The 24,183-nt window shown below is 63.0% G+C and carries 9 protein-coding genes; 6 read left to right on the top strand and 3 right to left on the bottom strand.

The features are described from left to right. Positions 1–84: 84 nt before the first annotated feature. The 6 genes from APH36_RS28015 (at position 85) to APH36_RS27990 (ending at position 9,083) form a co-directional block, all read left to right on the top strand. Positions 85–1,170, top strand: coding sequence for an IS5-like element ISPst12 family transposase (locus APH36_RS28015; RefSeq protein ID WP_011913346.1), 1,086 nt, complete (start codon positions 85–87; stop codon positions 1,168–1,170). A 255-nt stretch (positions 1,171–1,425) separates the two neighbouring features. Further along, positions 1,426–2,790, top strand: coding sequence for a dipeptidase (locus APH36_RS28010; RefSeq protein ID WP_060501535.1), 1,365 nt, complete (start codon positions 1,426–1,428; stop codon positions 2,788–2,790). An 8-nt stretch (positions 2,791–2,798) separates the two neighbouring features. Further along, positions 2,799–3,674 carry a formylglycine-generating enzyme family protein gene (locus tag APH36_RS28005; RefSeq protein WP_060501533.1) on the top strand — a complete coding sequence of 292 codons (876 nt, stop codon included), beginning with the start codon at positions 2,799–2,801 and terminating at the stop codon, positions 3,672–3,674. Positions 3,675–3,695: 21 nt separating this feature from the next. After that, entirely contained in the window at positions 3,696–4,790 is a 1,095-nt protein-coding gene (locus APH36_RS28000) for an aminotransferase class I/II-fold pyridoxal phosphate-dependent enzyme (protein ID WP_060501531.1), read from the top strand. 113 nt (positions 4,791–4,903) lie between these two features. After that, on the top strand, positions 4,904–6,553 hold the full coding sequence (locus APH36_RS27995) for a cyclic peptide export ABC transporter (protein WP_060501529.1): 1,650 nt from the start codon (positions 4,904–4,906) through the stop codon (positions 6,551–6,553). 118 nt (positions 6,554–6,671) lie between these two features. After that, positions 6,672–9,083 carry a TonB-dependent receptor gene (locus APH36_RS27990; RefSeq protein ID WP_060501527.1) on the top strand — a complete coding sequence of 804 codons (2,412 nt, stop codon included), beginning with the start codon at positions 6,672–6,674 and terminating at the stop codon, positions 9,081–9,083. An 83-nt stretch (positions 9,084–9,166) separates the two neighbouring features. Here the strand turns inward: APH36_RS27990 and APH36_RS27985 are convergent, their stop codons facing one another. The 3 genes from APH36_RS27985 to APH36_RS27975 all read right to left on the bottom strand — a co-directional run. Beyond that, complete coding sequence (locus APH36_RS27985) at positions 9,167–10,138, bottom strand: alpha/beta hydrolase (protein WP_060501525.1); 972 nt, start codon at positions 10,136–10,138, stop codon at positions 9,167–9,169. Positions 10,139–10,176: 38 nt separating this feature from the next. Further along, positions 10,177–19,293, bottom strand: a complete 9,117-nt coding sequence (locus tag APH36_RS27980; protein WP_060501523.1) for a non-ribosomal peptide synthetase — start codon at positions 19,291–19,293, stop codon at positions 10,177–10,179. Next, positions 19,290–24,183 (bottom strand): non-ribosomal peptide synthetase (locus APH36_RS27975; RefSeq protein ID WP_156342226.1); only part of this gene is annotated, 4,894 nt, incomplete at its 5' end. The genes APH36_RS27975 and APH36_RS27980, both read right to left, overlap by 4 nt.

Raw genomic sequence — 24,183 nt, 5'->3', positions numbered from 1 at the left:
TAGCAGGCCGTTGAAAAAAGCCAGAGCCCGCGTGGCTCTGGCAAAATGGCGGCCATCCTCTTCTGCCGAAGCCAGCCCAAGCCGATGCGTGGACTCGACCTCAAACAAAACGAGCTGTTCAGTTATACGACGCTGGAGCAGCGCATCCCGAACGATCACCCGCTGCGTCCCCTGCGAGGCCTGGTCGATACCGTTCTGGCTTCGATGGATCGGGACTTCGACGGGCTGTACTCCACCCTGGGACGGGCCTCGATTGCGCCGGAGCGGCTGCTGCGCGCCTCGTTGCTGCAGGTGATTTACACCATTCGCTCCGAGCGGCAGTTGGTCGAGCAGATTGATTTCAACCTGCTGTTTCGCTGGTTCGTCGGCTTGTCGATGGACGAGCGCATGTGGGATCACTCGACCTTCAGCCAGAACCGTGACCGCTTGTTCAACCAGGATGTAGCGCGGCTGTTCTTCCAGCGCATCAAGTCGCTGGCCGCATGGTCCGAGTACGCCAGCAACGAGCATTTCAGCGTCGATGGCACGCTGATCGACGCCTGGGCCTCGCACAAGTCCTTTATCAAGAAGGATGGCGGCGACCCACCGGAGGATGGCACGCGCAACCCCGATGCCGACTTCAAGGGCGAGAAGCGCAGCAACGCGACCCACCAATCGACCAGCGATCCCGAGGCCCGGCTGGCGCGCAAGAGCAATGGCGATGCCAGTCGTCTGGCGCACATGGCCCACACGATGATGGAGCACCGCAACGGTCTGATCGTGGATGTGGAATGCACCGAGTTCAATGGACGTGCCGAGGTAGAGGCGGCGCTGGAGATGCTGGAGCGCACGGCCAAGCCGGGCAGCACGGTAGGTGCAGACAAGAATTACGACCAGAAGCGTTTCGTGCAGAGGGCGCGCGAGCTGAAAGTGACACCGCATGTGGCGCAGAAGCGCAAGGGCAGCGCCATCGATGGGCGCACCACGCGGCATCCGGGGTATGCCGCCAGCCAGAAGATCCGCAAGCGGATCGAAGAAGGTTTTGGCTGGCTGAAGACGGTTGGCGGCCTGCGCAAGACCAAGCTGATCGGTCGCGCCAAGCTGAGTGCTCAGTTATTGCTGGGTTTCTCGGTCTACAACCTGATCCGACTGGGTAGCCTGTCGGGTTGGTGGCGAGGATCGCATGTATAGGGCGAGTTACGCCCCAAAAACGCCGAAAGGCGTGAACGTGGTGCTGAAACCTGTCAAAAAGGCCTGAAGTCAGGCCTTGTGTGGACTCCGTTAGGCCAAAGCGCTTGAAAAAGCGCCAAACCGGACGGGTTGGGGCAGTTGAAGCCGAGTTTTTCAACGGCCTGTTAGAGGGTTGCTAAATTCTCTTGGGCTCGGCTCGTTTCACCCAGCAAGTTCGAACGGCATGGGGCCGTCGTGCAGGCGGTCGAGTACGCAATGAAGAAACAGGCTTTTTTTTCGCGCAGATGGCCATGGGCTTTGGCCCTTCTGCTCTTGCTCCTGGCGGCCGCAGGCGCCTGGTGGTATTGGGTCTACCTTGCCAAACACCCCTACGGCCGGGAAATCAAACAGCGGGCCAACGCCCTGCAGGCGCGCATCCCGGCCCTGGATGCGCACCTTGACGTGCCGCTGAGCTATGGCACCGATGGCGAGGAAGCAAACCGTGATGGCCCGACCCAGTTCGACCTGGTGAAAGCCGCCAAAGGCCGTCTGAGCGGCGCCTCGATCGCAATCTGGTCATGGCCGGAGTTCTGGAGTGGGCCCAATTGGCCGCACCGCCCCACACCCGGGTTCGAGGCGGCGATGGCCAACGAACTGGAAGTTCGCTATCGGATCATCACCAGCATCGCCAAGGACTACCCTGCGCAGGCCGGCATCGCTTACACCCCTGCCGACTTTCGTCGACTGGTCAGTGAAGGCAAGTTCGCCATCATTATCAGCCTGCTCAACGCCGCCCCCCTTGGCGACGACATCGACAAGCTGGACCACTGGGCCGCACGCGGCATGCGGGTGTTCGGGCCAGGCTACGTTGGCAACAACAGCTGGGTCGACTCGGCGCGCCCACTGCCCTTCCTGGGCGATTCGGTCGACCCGCTGGGCGGTCTTTCCGACATCGGTCGTCGCGCCATCACCCGGCTCAACGACCTTGGCGTGGTCATCGACGTCTCGCAGATGTCCAGCCAGGCCCTGACCCAGGTCACCCAGCTGAGCCGCGCACCGGTCATGGCCTCGCACACGGGGGTGCAAGGCATGATGGACATTCGCCGCAACCTCAGCGACGCGGACCTGGCACACATCAAGGCCACCGACGGGCTGGTCAACATCGTGGCCTACTCCCACTACCTCAAGCCGTTCTCGCGCCCGACCATCGAAAAGATGAACGCGTTACGCGCCAAGTATGGCCTGCCGGACGTACAGAACCAGACCCAGATGGGCACCACCACCGACCCGGTGTTCTCGATCTGGTCGGAGAAAAAGTTCGGTGAATACCTCACGCCGTTCTACGACATCCTCGGCGCCGAGCCCGAAGCGACCCTGGCCGACTACGTCGACTCGATCGACTACGCGGTGAAGAAGATCGGTATCGACCATGTCGGCATCAGTTCCGACTTCAACGACGGCGGCGGTGTGGTTGGCTGGGAAAATGTCAGCCAGAGCCGCAACGTCACTGCCGAACTGATGCAGCGCGGCTATTCCGACGAAGACATCGCCAAGCTCTGGGGCGCCAACTTCCTGCGTGTGTGGGAAGCCGCCCAGAAGGCCGCCAGGCCGGCCCCTCCTCCCGTTGCCCACTACCCGTAAGGAAACCCATGAAACGGCTGACCTCACTGATTGCCCTCGGTTGTCTCTCGCTGTCGCTCGAAGCCCTCGCTGCCGACCCGGCTGCACCGGGCAAGGTTTTCAAAGACTGCAAGGATTGCCCGGAAATGGTCGTGCTGCCTGCCGGCAGCTACGTGATGGGCACCCCCGATGACGAACTGGGCAAACAGGACGATGAAGGTCCGTTGCACACCGTGACCTTCGCCAAGGCCTTCGCCATGAGTCGCTTCCATGTGACTGCCGGGCAATGGCAGGCCTATGCCAAGGAGACCCACACGGTGCTGCCCGACGGCGACGACCGCCCGGGGCGGCTGTGCAAGAACGGCAAGCCCAGCTACCCGCAAGGCCCGACGCAGCCTGCGGTCTGCATGACCTGGGATGAGGCGCGCGGCTACATCGCCTGGCTCGCCAAGAAGACCGGCAAGCCCTACCGCATGGTCAGCGAGGCCGAACGCGAGTACGCCGGCCGCGCCGGCTCCACCGGCCCCTTCCCGTTCCCCTTCGACCAGGAAGGGGACTATCAGATCAGCAAGCATGCCAACACCTACGGGCCGCGTGATGGCTTCACCTACACGGCACCGGTCGGCAGCTTCCCTGCCAATGCATTCGGCATGTACGACATGCATGGCAACGTCTACGAGTGGGTCGAGGACTGCTGGCATACCGATTATGTTGGCGCGCCCACCGACGGCAGCGCCTGGACCACCGGTGGTACCTGCACACACCGGCAGATTCGCGGCAACGACTACCTGGAACCGCCCATCTTCTCCCGCTCGGGCAACCGCAACGAGCGCCAACCCGACGTGCGCGGCGACTGGCTGGGCTTTCGGGTAGCCCGCGCCCTTCAGGACGGTGAACCCAACTGACAATCCACAGGGAGAGTGACCATGCCCACCTTGAGCAGACGCCGTTTCGTCGCCGCCGCTACCTTGACCGGCCTTGCCCCCGCCATGCCCGTCTGGGCGGCGGGCGCAGCGAGCGATCCACCGGCGGACGACGCCATCATCCGCCTGGATTACAACGAGAGCCCGTATGGCCCCTGCCCTTCGGCACTCGAAGCAATGCACCAGGGCGCTCGCCAGAGTGGGCACTACTTTCCGGAACACGAATACCGCCTGGCTGAGCTGTTCGCCCGGCAAAACCAGGTACCCGAAGACCATGTGGCGGTCTTCTGCGGCTCCCGCTCGCCGTTGCAATACGCCTTGGCTCGCCACGCCGACAAGCGCACCGTGGTCACCGCCGCGCCGACCTATGACTCGGTGGCCAATGGCGCCAGGGCTGTCGGCGCAACCGTGCATGAGGTGCAGCTCGATGCTCGTCACGCCCATGACGTACGCGGCATGCTCGCCGCCACCCGGCAACCCGGGGTGCTGTACCTGTGCAACCCGAACAATCCCACGGGCACGCTGACCCCACGCGCCGACATCGAGCACCTGATCACCCACAAGCCGGCAGGCAGCCTGGCGATCATCGATGAGGCCTATATCCACTTTACCGACGCGCCATCCTGCCTGGACCTGGCGGTCAGCCATGACAACGTCATGGTCCTGAGAACGTTCTCCAAGCTCTATGGCATGGCCGGTGCCCGCCTGGGGCTGGTGGTCGGGAAACCGGCATTGCTCGCCGACCTGCAACGCCTGAACGGCTACAACTTCGTGCCACTTGCCGCTGCCATGGGCGGCATCGCCAGCCTGCAACAAGAAGACCTGGTCAGCGAACGAAAACACATCAATCGAGGCATTCTGCGAAACACGATCGACGCCCTGCAAAAGGCCGGCTACCGCTGCACCGACGCCCAGGCCAACTGCTTCATGGTGGCCCTCGGCCGCCCCGCCAAACCTGTGATCGAGGCGCTCGCGCAACGCAACATCCGGGTCGGGCGGGTATTCGAGGCGTGGCCGCAATGGATGCGTGTCAGTGTCGGCACACCGGCGCAGATGCAGACCTTCCTGAAGGCGTTTCTTGACGTCATGCACGGCTGAAGGCAGCCGCCTAAATCCACCCTCCGCGGCTTCGTTTAACACCTACCCAACTGCAGCGCACGCAAGGCGCTGCTCCCCCCGCCAGCGTCGGCTGATCTACTCAGGAGCACATCATGTCCCAGCCCACCCGCGGCGCCGTGCAGGACCTCTTCGCCCTGCTCAAGCCGTTTAAATACACCGTCGCGCTTTCCGTCATCCTGGGCATGGTCGGCGGCCTCAGCATCACCTTTCTGCTGGCCACCATCAACCGGGCCCTGCACGACGATTCCGGCCTGACCCAAGGTGTGGTCTGGGGCTTCGCCGGGCTTTGCCTGGTGGCCCTGGCCAGCTCGGTGTTTTCCGACATCGGTAGCAACCGAGTGGGCCAGCACATCATTGCCGCCTTGCGCAAAACGCTGGGCGAGAAGGTGCTGTCGGCCCCCATCGAACAAATCGAGCGCTATCGCAGCCATCGGCTGATTCCGGTGTTGACGCACGACGTGGACACCATCAGCGATTTCGCCTTCGCCTTCGCGCCCCTGGCGATCGCCCTGACCGTCACCCTGGGCTGCCTGGGCTACCTGGCCATGCTGTCCTTGCCCATGTTCCTGCTGATCCTGACCGCTATCGCCCTCGGCACCGTCGTCCAGTACATCGCACGGGCCCGGGGCATGCAGGGGTTCGTCGCGGCGCGTGATGCCGAGGATGAGCTGCAACGACACTACAATGCGATCGCCGGTGGCGCCAAGGAGCTGCGCATCCACCGCACTCGCCGTCAACGCATGTTCAGCCGCAACATCCAGGGCACGGCCGACCTGATTCGCGATACCCAGATCCGCTCCATCAATACCTTCGTCATCGCCAAGACCTTCGGCTCGATGCTGTTCTTCGTGGTCATCGGCCTGGCACTCGCCTTGCAATCGTTATGGCCCAACAGCGACAAAGCGGTCATGAGCGGCTTCGTCCTGGTGCTGCTGTACATGAAAGGCCCACTGGAATACCTGATAGGCACGCTGCCAATCATCAGCCGCGCCCAGATCGCCTTCCGCCGGGTTGCCGAGCTGTCCGAACGGTTCTCCTCGCCAGAGCCGCACCTGCTGCTCGAAGACAAGGCCAGCCAGCTGCCCGCCTTGCGCACCCTCGAGCTGCGTGATGTGCGCTTCGCCTTCCCCCCGGTCGACGGCAACGCACCGTTTACCCTGGGGCCGGTAAACCTGCAGATCCGCCAGGGCGATATCGTCTTCATCGTTGGCGAGAACGGCTGTGGCAAGACCACCCTGATCAAGCTGCTGTTAGGCCTGTACCCGCCGCAACAAGGCGAGATTCGCATCAACGACCAGCCCATCACCGCGCGGGATCGCGACGATTATCGCCAGCTCTTCACCACCATCTTTTCCGATTACTACCTGTTCGACGACCCCTTCCTGGGCGCCAAGCAGGTGCCAGAGAGCGCCGAGGTCTATCTCAAGCGGCTGGAAATCGCACACAAGGTCAGCATCCGCGACGGCAGCTTCACCACCACCGACCTCTCGACCGGGCAACGCAAGCGGCTGGCGCTGATCAATGCCTGGCTCGAAGAGCGCCCGGTGCTGGTGTTCGATGAGTGGGCTGCAGACCAGGACCCGACCTTCCGGCGCATCTTCTACACCGAGCTGCTGCCCGAGCTGAAGCGCCTGGGCAAGACCATCATCGTCATCAGCCACGATGACCGCTATTTCGATGTCGCCGACCAGCTGGTGCGCATGGCGGCCGGCAAGGTGGTCGTCGAGGCGTGCGTCGCCTGATGCAATAAAAGCGAAACATTTGCATTCCGGTTTGTCATCAGCCGTGCGTCATACCCCTAGTCACCCTAAAAAAAGATCTGCCCAGCCTATCCACTCAACCTCTACAACGAGCACCGAAATGCCCACCCACCTTCGATTGAATCACTTGACCCGGGCGCTTGGCCTTCGACGCGCATTCAACGCCCAACTGCCAGCACTGGCCCTGAGCCTGGCCCTGCCCTTGGCCGTCCAGGCGCAAGATCAGCAACTGACCTTGAATATCCCGGCACAGCCCTTGAGCGCGGCGCTGAAGGCATTTGCGGAGCAGACCGACGTGCAGGTGTTGTATGAGCCCGATGCCGTACAGAACCTGCGCTCAGGTGCGTTGAGCGGCCGCTACAATCTGGATGAGTCGGTACGCGTGCTGCTCAGGGAAAGTGGCTTGCGCTATCAGTTGCGCGACAACACCTTGACCTTGCAGGCGGCCTACGAAGGTGGCAGCGCGATGCTGCTCGATGCCACGAGTATCCAGTCGAGAACCCTGGGTGCCACGACCGAGGGAACAGGGTCTTACATCACCGGTTCCACCAATACCGCAACGAAGCTGGCCCTGTCGCCTCGCGAAACCCCACAGTCGGTCAGTGTGGTGACGCGTCGCCAGATGGACGACCAGAACATGCAGTCACTCGACGATGTCGCGCGCGCTGCCACCGGTATCAATACCGTGAAGGACTTCGGTACCGAGCGTTCGCGTTACTTCTCGCGGGGCTTCCAGGTCAACGACCTGCAGTACGACGGTGTGCCAAGCAGCATCTCGGAAAGTTTTTCCATGGACGTCACTTCGGTGAACAACATGGCGATCTATGATCGGGTCGAGATCGTTCGCGGCGCGAACGGCCTGATGCAAGGCGCCGGCTCGCCCTCGGCAGCGATCAACCTGGTGCGCAAGCGCCCGGGCGATACCTACCAGATGAAGGCCGAGATCGGCGCAGGGTCGTGGGACAACTACCGCGGCCAGATCGACGTTGGTGGCCCGCTCAATGCCGAAGGCACCCTTCGCGGGCGCACGGTCATGCTCTACAGTGCCGGCAACAGTTTCGTGGACAGGGCCAACAAGGACAACCAGCTGTTCTATGCGATCGGCGAAGCCGACCTGAGCGACTGGACAACCGTCAGCCTGGGTACCGTGTTGCAGAAGGACAACAATGGCGGATATGACTGGGGCGGCTTGCCAACTCAGAAAAGCGGCAGCTTTTACCCCTTCTCCCGATCGACTTCCTTCGCGCCGGGCTGGGCACACCTGAACAAGATCAACCGCACCGTGTTCGGCGACGTTCGCCACGAATTCAACGAGGACTGGAAGCTGACCGTGAACGGCAGCATGACCTGGTCCAATGCTGACTTCCTGGCCTTGTACGGCACCAACGTGGGCAACGACCAGCTCCAACTGCGTACCAACGATACCAAGTACGACGACGAGCAGATCAGCCTCGATGCGGCGCTCAATGGTGCGTTCGACCTGTTCGGTCGCAAGCACGAGCTGGTCTTCGGTGCCACGGCACGCAAGGATCGCTTCATCAACGAATCGCGTTACAACAACAACCCCACGACCGTCGACATTCTCGATTTCGACCCTCACCTGGTCGCCACCCCTACGTACAGTGGCGAGCGCGAGCAGTACCGGGCGGTGCGCAAGGACAAGGGGGTTTATGCCGCGACGCGCCTGAACGCTACCGACGACCTGCACGTGATTTTGGGCAGCCGCCTGAGCTCGGTGAAGTACGAGTCACCGGACGAGATGGAACCGTTCGAGGAAAAGAACAAGATCATCCCGTATGGCGGCATCGTCTACGATGTCACCGACAACACCTCGGTCTATGCCAGCTACACCGAAATCTACCAACTGCAGGCCAACTATGGCCTGGATAACAAGTTGCTCAGCCCGATCACCGGCACCAACTACGAAGTCGGGATCAAGAACGAGTTTCTGGGTGGCCGCGTCAACACCGCCATTGCGCTCTTCCAGGTAGACCAGAGCCACATGCCCCAGAAGATCAACGGAGATGGCAAATGTGGCCCAGGCGGTGCCTCCAGTTGCTATGAGGAAGGCGGCAAGGTACGCAACCGTGGTTTCGACATCGAGGTCGGGGGTGAGGTCCTGCCGCAGTGGAACGTGATGGCGGGGTACACCTACAGCCATCCCGAGTATGTCGCCGGCGCCAAGAAAGGTACTGACTACTCGACCGAAACGGCCCCACAACGACTGTTCAAGGTCGCGACAAACTATCAGTTGCCTGGCCGCTTCCAGGACTGGAGAGTCGGTGGCAACGTCTACCACCAGAGCAAGATCTACCTGGGCGATGTGAAGCAGAGCGCCTACAACCTTGTCGATCTCAACACGCAGTACAAGATCAACAACAACTTGAGCGTGCAACTCAACCTGAACAACGTGTTCGACAAGAAGTACTATTCGTCTGTCTTCAACAGCAACCTGGGCAACTACTTCGGAGCGCCGCGTAACTTCGGCCTTACCCTGCGCTACGAAAACTGAGCCGCTGGGCTGACCTTAGCCCGCAATGCAAAAAATCCGATGCCCGGAAACGGGCATCGGATTTTTTTGCGTCCCGGCCAGCGTTATCGGCTGCCGGTACCTTCGGCCTGCAACCAACGGCGCACGCCGACGGCAAGCTGGTCGTAGACCTCCGTGACTTCCGGCACGATGGACAGTGTTCGCAGCAGATCGTGAGTCAGGCCCTCTGCCACGATACATTCAACGCTCACCCCGGCCTGCTCAAGCCGCGCCGCGTAGGCCTTGCCTTCATCCAGCAGCGGGTCCAGGCCTGCCAACAGAATGATCGCAGGTGCAAGCCCCGCAAGCTCATCCGCCAGCAACGGTGAGAAACGCCAATCCCGGCGGTCTTCGTCGGACTGCGCGTACTGCGCGTAGAACCAGTCGAGTGTCTCGTCTTCCAGCAAATACCCTTCACCGAACACGGTGTGCGACGAACGCTTGCAGCTTGCATCCGTTATCGGGTAGCACAGCAGCTGGCCAACAGGCGTTATCGCCGCCTGCGGGCCCTGCCTTGCCGCTTCGATCGCCAGCGCAGCGGCCAAGGTGGCCCCTGCGCTGTCACCGGCGAACACGACCCGGGCCGGGTCGAGCCCCAGGCGCCGCCCCTGGGTCGCCAGCCACTGCACGGCGTCTGCGCAGTCCTCGTGGGCCGTCGGGAACCGGTGTTCCGGGGCAAGCCGGTAACCGACCGAAAGCACCGCGCAACGGGTACGCCCGGCAAGCTCTCGGCATACGCCGTCGTGCGAGTCCAGGCTGCCTACCACGTAGCCCCCACCGTGGAAATACAGCACCACCGGCAAGTTCTCGCCCGCGTCAACCGAGGGTCGGTAAAGCCGTAACGCAAGCGAACTGCCATCGCGCACGACAGCCGACAGGTCTTCGACCCGCAGATCCCAAGGCACGGGCCAGCGCAGTCGTTGCGAAGACGACTCGAAGGTTGCCCGTGCCTGGGCCGGAGAAAGCGTGTGCAGCGGTTTGATATCAAGGTTCAAGCCAGCCAGGTCGAGGAAGGCTTCCAACGCGTTATTCAACATGAAACTCCCTAAATGCTCGGCGCTGCTGTCCTCGGCCGTCAGGCCGGGACAGTCACGTCCACACAATGTTCGATCAGTGCCACCAGCTCGCGCTGGAACTGTTCCATCAGCCGCTCTATCGTCTTGGCTCTGTAGCGGCGTTTGCTGTAGATGCAGCGGAACGAGAGCACCCCGTCATAGACCTGCCCTACCGTCTGCAGCTGGTTCACCAGGTTGGCATCGGCGTGGTAGCAATCGCCCGGATCATCGGCAGCTGGCTCCAGCAACGCATGCTCGTCGAAGTGCTGATCGAACTGCCCGAAGTAGTTGAAGGTGACCTCGGCCTGGGCCCCTTCAAGCAGTTGCCGACGCATCTCACCCGAACCGAACTGGCGCAAGACCGCGTAGCCGATACCCTTTTCGGGGATGGCTGCCAGCTGCCGCTGCGTGCTGCGAATGGCTTGCGCTGCCGGGTCGTCCAGGCGTGATGTGAGGCGGACCGGGAACAGGCTGTTGAACCAGCCGAGGGTACGCGAGACATCGACGCCCTCGAACAGGTCCTCGCGGCCATGGCCTTCCAGTTGCACCATCACCGCCTCTTGGCCGGTCCAGCGGCCCAGTGCACGCCCGAGTGCGGTCAACAAGATGTCATTGACCTGCGTGCCATAGGCAGCCGGCGCCTGCTTCAGGAGCTGCGTCGTTTGTTGCGGCGTCAGCCGGAAATGGCTCACCGCCTGTTGGCTGGAGTGATTGCGACCGCGCGGGTTGTCGCAGGGCAGCTTCCCGGCGCAAGGACGAACCTGATCAAGCCACCAGTCGCCCTGCTGCGCTTCGATGGATGTTGCCTCGGCCTGCAGACGCTCGACCCATGACCGGTAGCTGCTGGTCCGTGCAGGCAGCACAGGGTCTGTTCCAAGGCAGCACGCCGCATAGGCAGTCTGCAGGTCCTCGAGGAGAATGCGCCATGACACACCGTCCATGACCAAGTGGTGAAGGATCAACAGCAACCGCGCCTGCCCATCCGGCAGCTGGATATGCAGGGTGCGCCAGAGTGGGCCTTGCGCCAGATCGAGGCTGCGTTGCGCCTGGTTGGCCAGTGCCGTCATCGCCTCCATGCTCTCGACACGGTGCAGGTTCAGCCTGGGCGTCGTGCTACCGGAAGGCTCGCCATAGCACTGCATCCACTGCCCGTGCGGCTGGGAGAAACGCAGCCGCAGCGCGTCGTGATGCAGTTCGACATGCTGCAGCGCCTGCTCAAGGGCGACGAGGTCCAGGGCCGCCCGGGGCCTGAGCATCAATGCCTGGTTGAAATGGGCCGGATCGGGCAGCTGCTGCTCGAACATCCACTGCTGGATAGGCAGCAGGTTGAACAGGCGCTGGTCGACCTCTGTCGACAGCTGCGCCTCAACCACCGCAGGCGCGGCCTCCCAATGGGCAACGATCGCCTCGATCGTCTGATAGCGCATCAAGTCGCGCAGCTTGAGATCCAGGTCAAGCTGCGGATGGTTTCTGACACGAGAGACAACTTGCAGGCTGAGGATCGAGTCCCCTCCCCGCTCGAAGAAATTATCGGTGATGCTCAAATCGTCGACCTGCAGAACCTGCTCCCAGATATCCACCAGGATCGATTCCCGCTGGTTTCTCGCTGCCTGGAACTGCGTCGAAATGAACTCGGGTTCAGGCAATCGCAGGCGGTCGATCTTTCCATTGGGTGTGACAGGGAATTGCGCCAACTCGATCAGGTAGGCAGGCACCATGTAATCGGGTAAGTGGTCGGCCAGGCGCGCCTTCAGTTCGCCAGCGATACCCGCCTGCTCACTGACAACGTAGCCTACAAGCTGTTTGCCTACCGGGCTTTCCCTGACCACCACCAGGGCATTGCGGATGCCAGGCTGCGCCCGCAGGCACGCTTCGATTTCACCAAGCTCGACCCGGAAGCCACGCAGCTTGACCTGATGGTCGGCACGCCCCACGTAGTCGACCAATCCATCCAGGCGCTGTCGGACGACGTCGCCACTGCGGTACATGCGCCCGCCCTCGCCAGCCGGATCCGGCACGAATCGTTCCGCCGTCAGGCCCGCACGGCCATGGTAACCACGGGCGATGCCATCACCGCCGATCATCAGTTCACCGGCAAAGCCTATACCAGACGGATTGAGGTCATTGTCGAGGATGTGCAGCGTACGGCAGCCGACCGCATGGCCGATGGGTGCATAGGCAGCCTCGCAGCGTGCGCCGCCGCCCGCCTTCCAGAGCAACGGCGTGACCACGGTCTCGGTCGGGCCATAGCCATTGGTGAACAGCCGTGGCCTGAGTGCAGCCTTGACCTGCTCGAAGGTCTGCTCGGGCACGGCATCGCCGCCAAAGCAGTAGATATCCACTGGCGGTGGCTCGTGCCCCGCGTCATGCACTGCTTCTGCCAGCTGTTTCAGGTAGGCGGGAGGGAAGCAGGCGATCGTGATTTCATGCTGCCAAAGTGCCTGAAGCGTCTGTTCGGCGGTCCACAACTCGCCATCGCGAATAACCAGAGCGCCCCCGCTCGCAAGTACGCTGAGCCAGCGCTCCTGGGCCCCGTCGAAGGCGAAGGACATGAAGTGCAGTTCTCGCGTTGCAGGCCCCATTTCATAGAGCTGCATGATCGCCTGGCAATGCCGGCTCAGAGGGCCTTGAGACACCGCCACGGCCTTGGGCCTGCCGGTCGATCCCGATGTATAGATCAGATAGGCCAGGCAACGCTCGTCCACGGCAATGTCGACGAACGCCGGGCCTGCATCGGCAGGCTGCGCATCAGGCGCGAGAACGGGCAGGTGGCCATGCTCCGGCAGAGCGTCGCGGCACTCTGGCCGAGTGATCATCAACGACATGCCTGAATCCTGGATCATCCAGGCCAGGCGCTCCATCGGATACTCCAGGTCCAATGGCACATAGGCAGCGCCTGTGCGCATTACGGCGAGCAGCGCGACCACCAGCTCCGCCGAGCGTTGCAATGCCACCCCAACCACCGTTTCAGGTCCGGCACCGCTTGCCTGCAAGGCAAGTGCCAGGCGCCCCGAACGGCGGTCCAGCTCCGCATAACTGATGCGCTCATCACCGCAGACCAGGGCGATGGCATCGGGGCGATCGTGGGCGTGCTCGATGATCAGCTCTGCCATCCGTTCCGGGCGGTAGCTTGCCAGCGCTTGCGTGGCAGTGTCGGCGACAGGGGCGCGCTGCGCAGCGGGCACAATGTCCAGGTTGCCAAGGCGTACCTGCGCATCCTGCAGCAGGGTTTCAAGCACCGACTCCATGGTCTGGCGAATACCGTCGACCGCCTGTTCGCTGAACGCATTGCGCAGGTAAAGGTACTCGATCATCAGCGTATCGTTGAGGTGAACCGCAAGGTCCATGGGGAAGTTGGTGACCCCCACGTCATTGGAATCACCAAACTCCAGACCTGCCTCGGGCGCCTCACGCAAACCTTCGTCGATGGGGTAGTTCTCAAAGACGATGATGCTGTCGAAGAGTTTCTGCCCCGGCACGGCCGACCAGCGTTGAACCTCGTTCAACGGCGTATGCGACCAGTTGCGCAGCTCGACGTTGTAGGCCTGCAAGGCCTGCAGCCAGTCCGCCAGGCGCATCAGAGGGTCCAGCGTCTGCGACACAGGCAAGGTATTGATGAACAGGCCCAAGGTGGTGTCGGCATCCTGCAGCGACTCTGGGCGCCCGGCCACGGTCGCGCCGAACGTGACGTTGCGCTTGCCCGTGTAGCGCTGCAGCAGCAGAAGCCAGGCGCCCTGGATCAGGGTGTTAGGGGTAATACGCAACGTTCGGCAGTACTGCTGAAGACGTTTGGTCCATGCGGCGTCACGCCGGGTATACAGCGCGTGGTGGCCCGGTTCATCCGAAGTGTGCCGTGGGTACACGGCTTGACTGAGCGACGTCACCTCGCTGTGCGCCAGGCTGGCGCGCCAGAACGCTTCCTGACGAGATTTGTCCTGCGCCTGCAACCAGGCGATGAAATCGCCGTAGCGGCCGCTGGAGCCAGTGACCGGTTGGCCGGCGTAATGCTGCATCAGTTCGACAAACAGCCTGGACTTGCTCCAGCCATCCATCAACAGGTGATGGCTCGTCCATATCATCTGGTAACTCGACGACGTCAGTCGAACCAGCACCATGCGGTGCAACGGCGCCTGCGTCAGGTCAAAACCTGCCACCAGCTCCTCACGCGCGACCTCACCGGCCAACCTGTCCGGCGCTGCATCCGCCCGGGCGTCGATTTCGCGCATCGGCATGTGCGCCTGGGCGTGCACGATCTGTACCGGCTCATCCAGCCCGACCCAGTGGAAACTGGTGCGCAATACCTCGTGCCGTGCGATGACCGCTGCCCATGCGCCGACGAACGCCTCAATATCGAGCCCGCTGATTGGCAGGCTGACCTGGTTGATGTAGAGATCATTGCCACTGTCTTCGATCGAATGGAACAGCATGCCCTTCTGTGCAGGCGACAGCGGGTACATGTCGGCGATCTCGGCGATCGGAACCGGCAGCTCGTCCAGTTGCGTCTGGCTGAGCGAACACAGCGGGAAGTCGGACGGGGTGGCCCCTGCGACGCCTGGCAGGGTGCAGTGCTCGATCAGCGCCACAAGCTCCAGATGGAACGCTTCAGCCAGGCCTTGAATGGTGGAATCGCTGAAACGCCGTGAGCTGAAGCGCCAGTCGATGCGCAACCCCTCCGGCCATACCCGAGCATCGACCGACAGACCGTTGCCGCACGACGATTCACGCCCTTCCCCGTTCTGCAATGGCTCGAACAGCACGTTGGCCAGCGCCTTCCGGTAGCTGAAGGAGCACTGCGGCACCGGCAATGCGGCCAAGGTTTCCCTGCTGGCTTCGTCTCCCAGATAGCGTAACGCGGCGAACGACAGGCGCTTGTCTGCAGCCGTACGCAACTGTTGCTTGAGCCCCTTGATCGCGCCATCCAGCGTGGTCTTGTCAATGTCGAGAACGACAGGGAACGGATAATCCAGGCAGCCAACCGTGCGGCTCAGATCGATACCCGAGCATGTCTGGCGACGGGTATCAGCCTGCACGCCAAGCAAGACCCTGTCCTGGCCTGTCCAGCGGGCCAAGACACGCGTCAGCGCGACCAGCAGCAGGTCGCCGGGCTCGGCGCGGTAGGCTGCGGCGGCCTGCTCTGTCAGGCGTCGGGTCAGGTCGAGGTCCAGCCAGGTACCCAACGTTGCACTGTCGGCGGGCGCCCCTGCTTCTCGTGGGCTGCCAACCAGCTCGTCACTGATCCCGGCCAGTGCCTTCTGCCAATGGCTCAATACGCTCGGAGCATCCTCGAGCGAGTCATGCACGGAATACGCCCAGCGCTGAACCGAGGTGGACTTGGCGGGAAGCGCCACAGGTTGCCCTGCGTCGAGCTGCTCGCAGGCCAGGCGCAGATCCTGCAGGACGATGTCCCGGGATGCCTCGTCCATCGCCAGCGCATGGTTTACCAGCAGCAGCCGTTGGCTGCCATCTGCCAGCGTCGCCAGGACTGCCCGGACCAGGATGCCTCTATGGACATCGAGGCTGGCACCCGCCTGCCTGGCCAACGCGTCCAACTGTGCCGGGTCCTGCACGGCTGCATGCCACAGCACGGGCTCCTTCTGCCAAAGCGCCTGGTGTTCGCAAAGCGGCGCGCCGTGCGCCTCCTGCGCGGCATTGAACGCCAACCGCAACCCGTCGTGGTGCGCCAATACGGCCTGCAAGGCCTTTTCCGTCGTGTCGGGGTCAAGCGCACGGGTAGGTCTGAGCGTCATCACCACGCTGCCAGGCGCATCACCATTGCCCTGCAGTTCGAAAAAGCGTGCCTGGGCGGGCAGCAAGGGCACCTTGCCGATGATCGGCCCCTGGTCGAACGTCGACGTGCCGCCGTCATCCTGCTCTGCCACGGACGCCAGCCCCTGGATGGTCTGGTGCTGGAACAACTGCTTGGGCGTGAAACGTATACCTTCCCGACGGGCCCGACTGACGACCTGGATCGACACGATCGAGTCGCCTCCAAGCTCGAAGAAGTTGTCGGTGATGCCCACTCTTTCAAGCTTCAGCACATCGGCCCAGATGCTCACGAGCTTCGCTTGAAGCGCGCTCTGCGGTGGCACGTAGGCTTTCTGCTGCTGGCTCACATCCGGCTTGGGCAGCGCTTTGCGGTCCAGCTTGCCATTGGGGGTAAGCGGCAAGGCCTGCAGCACCACCAGGTAGCTCGGCACCATGTAGTCGGGCAATGCCGCCTTGAGATGTTGCAGGATTTCCTCATGACTGGCCGCCCCTTCATCAAGCACCAGGTACGCAGCCAGCTGCTTGGCATGGCGCCCATCGATGTCGATCACTACCGCCTCGCGAACACCCGCATGCTCAAGCAGACTGGATTCGATCTCGCCCAGCTCGATGCGCAAGCCGCGGATCTTCACCTGATGATCGATACGCCCCGCGTACTCGATCACGCCCCCTGTTCGATAACGCGCCAGGTCGCCGGTGCGGTACAGCCGCCCCCCGCCCTGCTGGCTGGCATCATGAGGGTCCGGGACGAACCGTTCGGCGGTGAGGCTCGGCCTGCGATGGTAGCCTCGCGCCAAGCCGACGCCGCCCAGGTAGAGCTCGCCGTTTGCGCCATGAGGAAGCGCAAGCAGATCGCGGCTGAGAATGTGCGTCTTGAGGTTGTCGATGGGCGTGCCGATCGGGACGCTGCCCGGACACGATGGCCGGCAGGTCCAGTGGGTTACGTCGATCGCAGCTTCGGTAGGGCCATAAAGGTTGTACAGACTGGCGTGTGGCAATCGGGCCAAGGTCTGCTCCGACAGATCGGCAGGCAACGCCTCGCCACTGCAGACGACACGTCGCAAGGTATCGCAGCGCTCGACATGCTCGCAGGTCATGAACGCCTGCAACATCGATGGCACGAAATGCAACGTCGTCACACCGTGTCGCTGAATGGTGCTCACCAAGCGCTCAGGGTCGCGGTGGTCACCCGGTTGCGCAAGCGCCAGCCTGGCGCCGGTCAACAGGGGCCAGAAGAACTCCCACACCGAGACGTCGAAGCTGAAGGGGGTCTTTTGCAGGACCGTATCAGCGGCGCCCAGACCATAGGCCTTCTGCATCCAGATAAGGCGGTTGACCAATGCCTGGTGCGCGTTGGCTGCACCTTTCGGTCGCCCTGTCGAGCCCGAAGTGTAAATCACGTAGGCAAGGTGTTCGGGGTGGGTGAGGTGCACGGGATCGTTGGCGCTGAAAGCCGTCAGCCAACTGTCGTCGTCATCCAGCACAATGCTGCGCACACTGGAAGGGATCGGCAGGTGTTCGAGCAATGCACGCTGCGTCAGCAGTAACCCGATCCCGCTGTCGTCCATCATGTAAGCAAGCCGATCCCTCGGATACTCAGGGTCGAAGGGAACGTAGGCGCCGCCGGCCTTGAGGATAGCCAGCAGGCCCACGATCATTTCCAGCGAGCGTTCGACCGCGATGCCGACCAGCACGTCGGGCCCTACCCCCTGCTCGCGCAATGCGTGAGCGAGGCGGTTGGCGCGCTGATTGAGCTGTCGATAGGTGAGCTGCTGTTCGCCGAACAGAACGGCCAAGGCATCAGGTGTTTCGCCTGCCTGCGCCTCGATCAACTGATGCACGCTCCGATCAGCGGGATAAGATGCCTGGGTGTGGTTCCAGTGTTCGAGAATTTCCTGCTGTTCATCGGCCGCGAGTAGGGGCAGCTCGCCGATCCGTTGCCGAGGATGGTTAACGATCGATTGCAGCAGGTTGATCCAGTGCCGCGCCATGCGTTGCACGGTTGGCTCATCGAACAGCGCCGTGGCGTAATTGAGCTCTGCCGAGATACCTTCGTCGTGCTCGACGGTGTTCAGGGTCAAGTCGAACTGCGCCGTCTTGCGTTGCCAGGCAATGTGCTCGACCAGCAGGCCAGGCAGGCTACGCTGCGTACCTGCGGCGACTTTCTGGTGGTTGTACATGACCTGGAACAGCGGGCTGTGGCTCAGGCTGCGCTCAGGGTGCAGCGCCTCGACCAGTTGTTCGAAAGGCAGGTCCTGGTGGGCTTGGGCATCCTGCGTCATCTGGCGCGTCTGGGCCAGCAGGTCGCTGAAGTGCACAAGCGAACCGAACTCGGCCTTGAGCACCTGGGTGTTGACGAAAAAGCCGATCAGCCGCTCGGTTTCGACACGGTTGCGGTTCGCGACCGGGATGCCGATGCGGATGTCATCCTGCCCACAGTATCGATGCAGCAAGGTCTGGAAGCTGGCCAGCAGCAGCGTGAAGAGTGTCGCACCCTGCTGCTGCGCCAGTTGCTTGAGGGCATCGGCCAGACGGCGTTCGACCTCAAGGTGCACGCTGGCGCCCTCGAAACACTGGTTCGCTGGGCGCGGGCGGTCGCTGGGCAGCTCGAGAACCGGGTGCTCGGTCCCCAGGTGCTGCTTCCAGAACGCCAACTGTCGCTCCTGCTCCCCCGCTTCCATCCAGTGCCTTTGCCAGATGGCATAGTCGGCGTACTGAATCGGCATCTCAGGAAGCGCGAGGGGCTGGCCCATGCAGTGATGCCCGTAGTGCTGGATCAGCTCTTCGACCATCAGGTGCATCGACGAGCCGTCAGTGGCGATATGGTGCAGCGTAATGATCAGCACATGATCATCTTCTGCTACCCGTAGCAGCCTGACTCGGACAGGCCGATCGTGCTCAAGATCGAAAGGCGCGCGGGCCTCGGCCTCTACAAGCGCCTGCAGGCGCTGTTCGAGATCGATTGCCGGTTCGCGGTCGACCTGCTCGATATCGAGCGTGAACACGCTTTGTGGATGAATGATCTGCACCACCTGATCGTCGTTCAGACCAAACGTGGTTCGCAGGGTCTGATGGCGTGCCTGCAGTGCCTCGAAGCTCGCGCGCAACGCCTCGCTATCCAGTTCGCCCTTGAGCCTCAAGGCGACTGGCAGGTTGTAGGCAGATCCCTGGGGGTCTATCTGCCAAAGGAACCACTGGCGCTGCTGGGCGAACGAAACCGGGATGACGTCGAACAGTGTTTGAACGCATGGCACTGGCAAGTTGGCCGGAGAAATGTTCTCGGCGTGCATCTTCTGCAGATACAGCTTGCGCTTGGCCAACGGCAGCGTGACAAAACGCTTGGCGATATTCAGCGCGGCATCATTACTCATTCATTCACCTCGAACTCTTCAAAAAGCATATCCAGACGCTGCAGTTTTTCGTCGAAAGCCGACGCGTCGCCGATGGATTCGATGTATCTGGCGAAATCGCCCAGGACCGGGTGCTGGAACAGCACGGCCGGTTCCACGGTCAATCCCAGGGAAAGTTGCAAGCGCGAGAGCACCGACAGCGCCAGCAGCGAATGCCCGCCCAGGTCGAAGAAGTTGTCATTGAGACCGACCTTCTCGACATTCAGCAGCTGTGCCCAGACGGCAGCGACCTGCTGCTCGACCGCGCTCTGCGGCGCGACATGGCCTTGCTGCGATACGCCAAGGTCGGGCTGGGGCAAGGCTTTGCGGTCCAGCTTGCCGTTGGGCGTCAGCGGCAGCGCATCGAGCCAGGTCAGGTACGCGGGGACCATGTAATCCGGCAAGGCCGCGCGCAGCTGTTCGCGCAGGTGCCGACGCAAGGCGCTGCGCTGCTCCTCCGTCGCGACCACTTCGCCGTTCGAGACCAAGTAGCCGGCCAGTTGCTTGCCGCCAGGCCCATCGATGTCGATGACCACCGCCTCGCGCACCGCAGGATCATCAATCAGCCTTGCCTCGATCTCGCCCAGTTCGATGCGATAGCCCCGCACCTTTACCTGGTGGTCGATGCGGCCCACGTACTCGAGCAGGCCATCGCTGCGATAGCTGGCCAGGTCACCCGTACGGTAGAGCCTGCCACCGCCCTGCCCGCTACGATCGTAGGGGTCCGGGACGAAGCGCTCGGCGGTCAACGCGGCGCGGCGCTGATACCCCCGGGCCAGGCCATCGCCACCGATCATCAGTTCCCCGGCCATGCCGGCCGCGGCTGTCGAGAGATCGTGCGCCATGACCTGCAAGGTGGTGTTGGCAATCGGCTTGCCCAGCAACGGCAAGGGGTGTTCGTTGTCCAGGCAGTACGCCGCCGACCAGATCGTCGTTTCGGTTGGCCCGTAAAGGTTCCAGATGCGACCGCACAACGGCAGGAGCTGCTCGGCCAGGTCGACAGGCAGTGCCTCACCGCCACTGATGACCTTACAGCCACGCAAGGTCTGCGCCGGCAGCGCCTGCAACAGCATGCGCCAGGTCGACGGTGTGGCCTGGATGGTGGTGATGGCGTGGCGCTCGATCACCGCCTGCAGCGCCGACGGGTCCTTGTTCTGGCGCTCGCCGAGCAGTACCACCGAAGCCCCGGCCAACAGCGGCAGGTATAGCTCCAGGCCGGCGATGTCGAACGACAGCGAAGTCAGCGCCAGGACCCGGTCGCTGGCGTCGATCCCAGGCTCGACAGCCATGCTGGCGAGGAAGTTGACCAGTGCCTGGTGGCGTACCTCGACCCCCTTGGGCCGACCGGTGGAACCGGAGGTGTAGATGCAATAGGCGAGATGCTCGGGGTGCTGCACGATGCCGAGATTCTCGCCATCGAAGGCCTCGACCTGATGCCAGTCGCTGTCCAGGCACCAGGCCTGCGCGCCGTGCGTGGGCAGTTGCGGCAGCAGATGACTGAGGGTCAGCAACAAGTGCGCCCCACTCTGCTCCATCATGTACGCCAGGCGCTCGCGGGGGTATTCCGGGTCCAGTGGCACATAGGCGCCGCCGGCCTTGAGAATCGCCAGCAGGCCCACGACCATTTCCACCGACCGTTCGACGGCAATCGCGACCAGCACATCTGGCCCGACGCCCAACGTGCGCAACTTGCTCGCCAGCCGGTTGGCTCGCTGGTTGAGCTCATGGTAGCTCAAGGTCTGTTCGGCAAACCGCAATGCCGGGGCCTCAGGGGTACGCACAACCTGCATTTCGAACAACTCGGGCAGGCAGTGCGCCTGCGGGTACTGCATCTGGGTACGGTTCCAGTCGTGGACGATGCGCTGTTGTTCCTGGTCATCGAGCATCCGCAGTTCACCGACAGGGGTATCGGCATGTTGCACCAACGCGTGCAGCAGATTGGCAAAGTGCCGGGCGATCTGCTCCACGCCGGTGTCGCCGAGGTGGCTGCGGTCGTAGTGGTAATGGATCGTCAGCGCATTGCCCGACTCGATCATCAGCGTCAACGGATAGTGGGTCCGCTCACGATTCTGCGTGCCCGAAAACACCAGGCCTGCGCTGGAACCCTGCTGCAGGACTTCGCCGACCGGGTAGTTCTCGAACACCAGCAGCGTGTCGAACAACTGCTCACCGGCCGAGCCTGCCCAACGCTGAATGTCATAGAGCGGCGTGTGCTCATGTTCGCGCATGCTCAGGTTCTGCGCCTGCAGACGTTCGACCCACTCCCCCACCCGCAGGTCAGGCTGCAGCCTGCCAGCCACCGGCAAGGTGTTGATGAACAGGCCCAGCTGCTGCTCGACACCGCGCAGGTCTGCCGGCCGTCCGGCAACCGTGGCACCAAATGCCACGCCTTCCTGGCCGGTATAGCGGTGCAACAGCAGTAGCCAGGCAGCCTGCAGCAAGGTATTGACCGTCACCCGCCGTTGCCTGGCAAACGCGCTCAACGCCTGGAAGCACGCCGGGTCGAGCGTCTGATGATGTTCGCCATGGCCAGTGTCGGCGCGGCTGCGATCCTGACGCAGCGCCTGAGCCAGGCGCGTGGGCTCGGTGAGGTGCAGCAATTGCTGGCGCCAGAACGTCTCGCTCTGCCCCACGTCCTGGCGCTGCAGCCACTCGATATAGTCGCGGTAGCGGCCTGCCGGGTGCTCCAGGGCAACGCCTGCGTAGTGTTGCAACACCTCGCCCAGCAGCTGCGCATTGCTCCAGCCATCCATCAGGATATGGTGGCTGGTAAAAATCAGGTGATGCCGGCCGCTGCCTGTACGGATAGCCGTCAGTCGCAGCAACGGTGCGGCCTGCAAGTCGAAGCCACGCCGACGATCCGCCTCGGCCCAGGCATCCAGACGCCCCTCGAGGTCATCCTGGTCCTGGTCGTCCCAGTCCAGCACGTCGAACGGCAGCTCGACGTGCTTGCGAATCACCTGCACCGGGCGTTCCAGATGGGCGACGAATGCGGCGCGCAATACGTCGTGTCGATCCAGCATTGCCTGCCAGGCACGCTTGAAACGCTCGATATCCAGCCCCGAGACGTTGACTCGCATCTGATTGACGTACTCACCCTGGCCCTGCTCGAAGACCGTGTGAAACAGCATGCCCTGCTGCATGGGCGAGAGCGGATAGATGTCATCGATGGCAGCCGCCGGGATCGGCAACGCATCCAGCTGGGCCTGGTCCAGCGCTGCCAGCGGCACATCGGACGGTGTCAGGCCGACCGCGCCCTGGCTGACGCAATGGTCGATCAACGCCTGGAGTTCGGTCATGTAGTCATCGGCCAGGGCCTGGACCGTGGCGCGGTCGAACATGGCCTGGCTGAAGGTCCAGGCCAGGCTCAACTCGCCGGCATAGACCTGCCCGTTGATCGACAGCAGGTTTTCCAGCAGGGCCTCGGCAGACTGGCTGGCGCCGCTGCTTTCGCTGGCTGGCTGCAGGAATCGCTCGGTGCCCGGGCCCGCGCCTTCGGCAAAGGTACTGTCAAGCTGCCCCAGGTAATTGAAGGTGATGGGGGGCACTGGCAGGCCAGCCAGCACATCGTGTGCGTGCGAATCCCCCAGGTAGCGCAGCGCGCCATAGCCGATGCCCTTGTCGGGGATGGCGCGAAGTTGCTCCTTGATCTGCTTGATGGAGGCGCCGAGGTCCGACGCAGCGGTCAGCTTCACGGGGAAGAGGCTGGTCAGCCAGCCGACCGTCCGCGTCAGGTCGACCGCATCGAACAAGTCTTCACGGCCGTGCCCTTCCAGTTGCACCAGCACGTCTCTGCGTTGGGTCCAACGGGCAACCACCCGGGCCAGTGCGGTCAGCAGCAAGTCGTTGACCTGGGTGCGGTATGCCGTCGGCGCCTGTTGCAACAACCGCGAGGTCTGCTGCCGGTCCAGGCGTGCATGCACCGTCGCGCCGTGGCGGCCATGCAACGAACCATCCGCCCTGTCCAGAGGCAGTTGCGGGTCAACCCCTTGCAACTGCGACTGCCAATAGCCGAGCTCTGCCTGCAGCGCTTCGCTTTGCGCGTAGGCCTGCAGCCGTTCGGCCCAGGCTTTGGTCGAGGTGGTCTTGGCAGGCAACACGGCAGGCTGACCTGCCATGTGACGGTCATAGGCGCTTTGCAGGTCTTCCAGGAGAATGCGCCAGGACACGCCATCCACCGCCAGGTGATGAATCACCAGCAGCAGGCGCTGGCTACCATCGGGCAGGGTCGCCAATACACCGCGCAACAGCGGCCCCCGCTGCAGGTTCAAGCTGCGCTGCGCGCGCTCGCACAGGGCGTGTAGCGCGTCCGGATCGGTCAGGGTCTCGGCCCACAGCAACCCGGCCTCGACGTCGCCCGGCGCACAATGAGCGGCGTGCCAAGCGCCCGCGTCCTGGGGTGGCGTGAAGCGCAGGCGCAACGCATCATGATGCTCAAGCAGCGTGTGCAAGGCCTTCTCCAGCGCGGCGCTATTGATGACCTTGGTCGAGGTCAGCAGAACCGCCTGGTTCCAGTGATGTGGCTCGGCGATCGACTGTTCGAGGAACGCCTGCTGGATCGGCAGCAAGCGTGTCTCGCCGATCACCGGCGCCTGGTCGATCTGCGGGCCGTTGCCTTCCATGCGCGTGGCGACCGAGGCCAGGTCTTGTACGGTCTGATGCTGGAACAGCGCCTTGGGCGTGAAGCGGATACCGGCCTGCCTTGCCCGGCTGACGACCTGGATCGAGATGATCGAGTCCCCTCCCAGTTCGAAGAAGTTGTCCGTCACACCGACCTGATCGAGCTTCAGCACCTCGGCCCAGATCGTCGCGATCTGTTGCTCCAGCGCGTTGCGCGGGGCCACGTAGCTGTCCTGCAGCACGCTGGCATCG

The organism is Pseudomonas sp. NBRC 111133, from assembly GCF_001320605.1.
GTDB lineage: Bacteria > Pseudomonadota > Gammaproteobacteria > Pseudomonadales > Pseudomonadaceae > Aquipseudomonas > Aquipseudomonas monteilii.
This window is presented reverse-complemented; position numbering and strand designations above follow the sequence as displayed.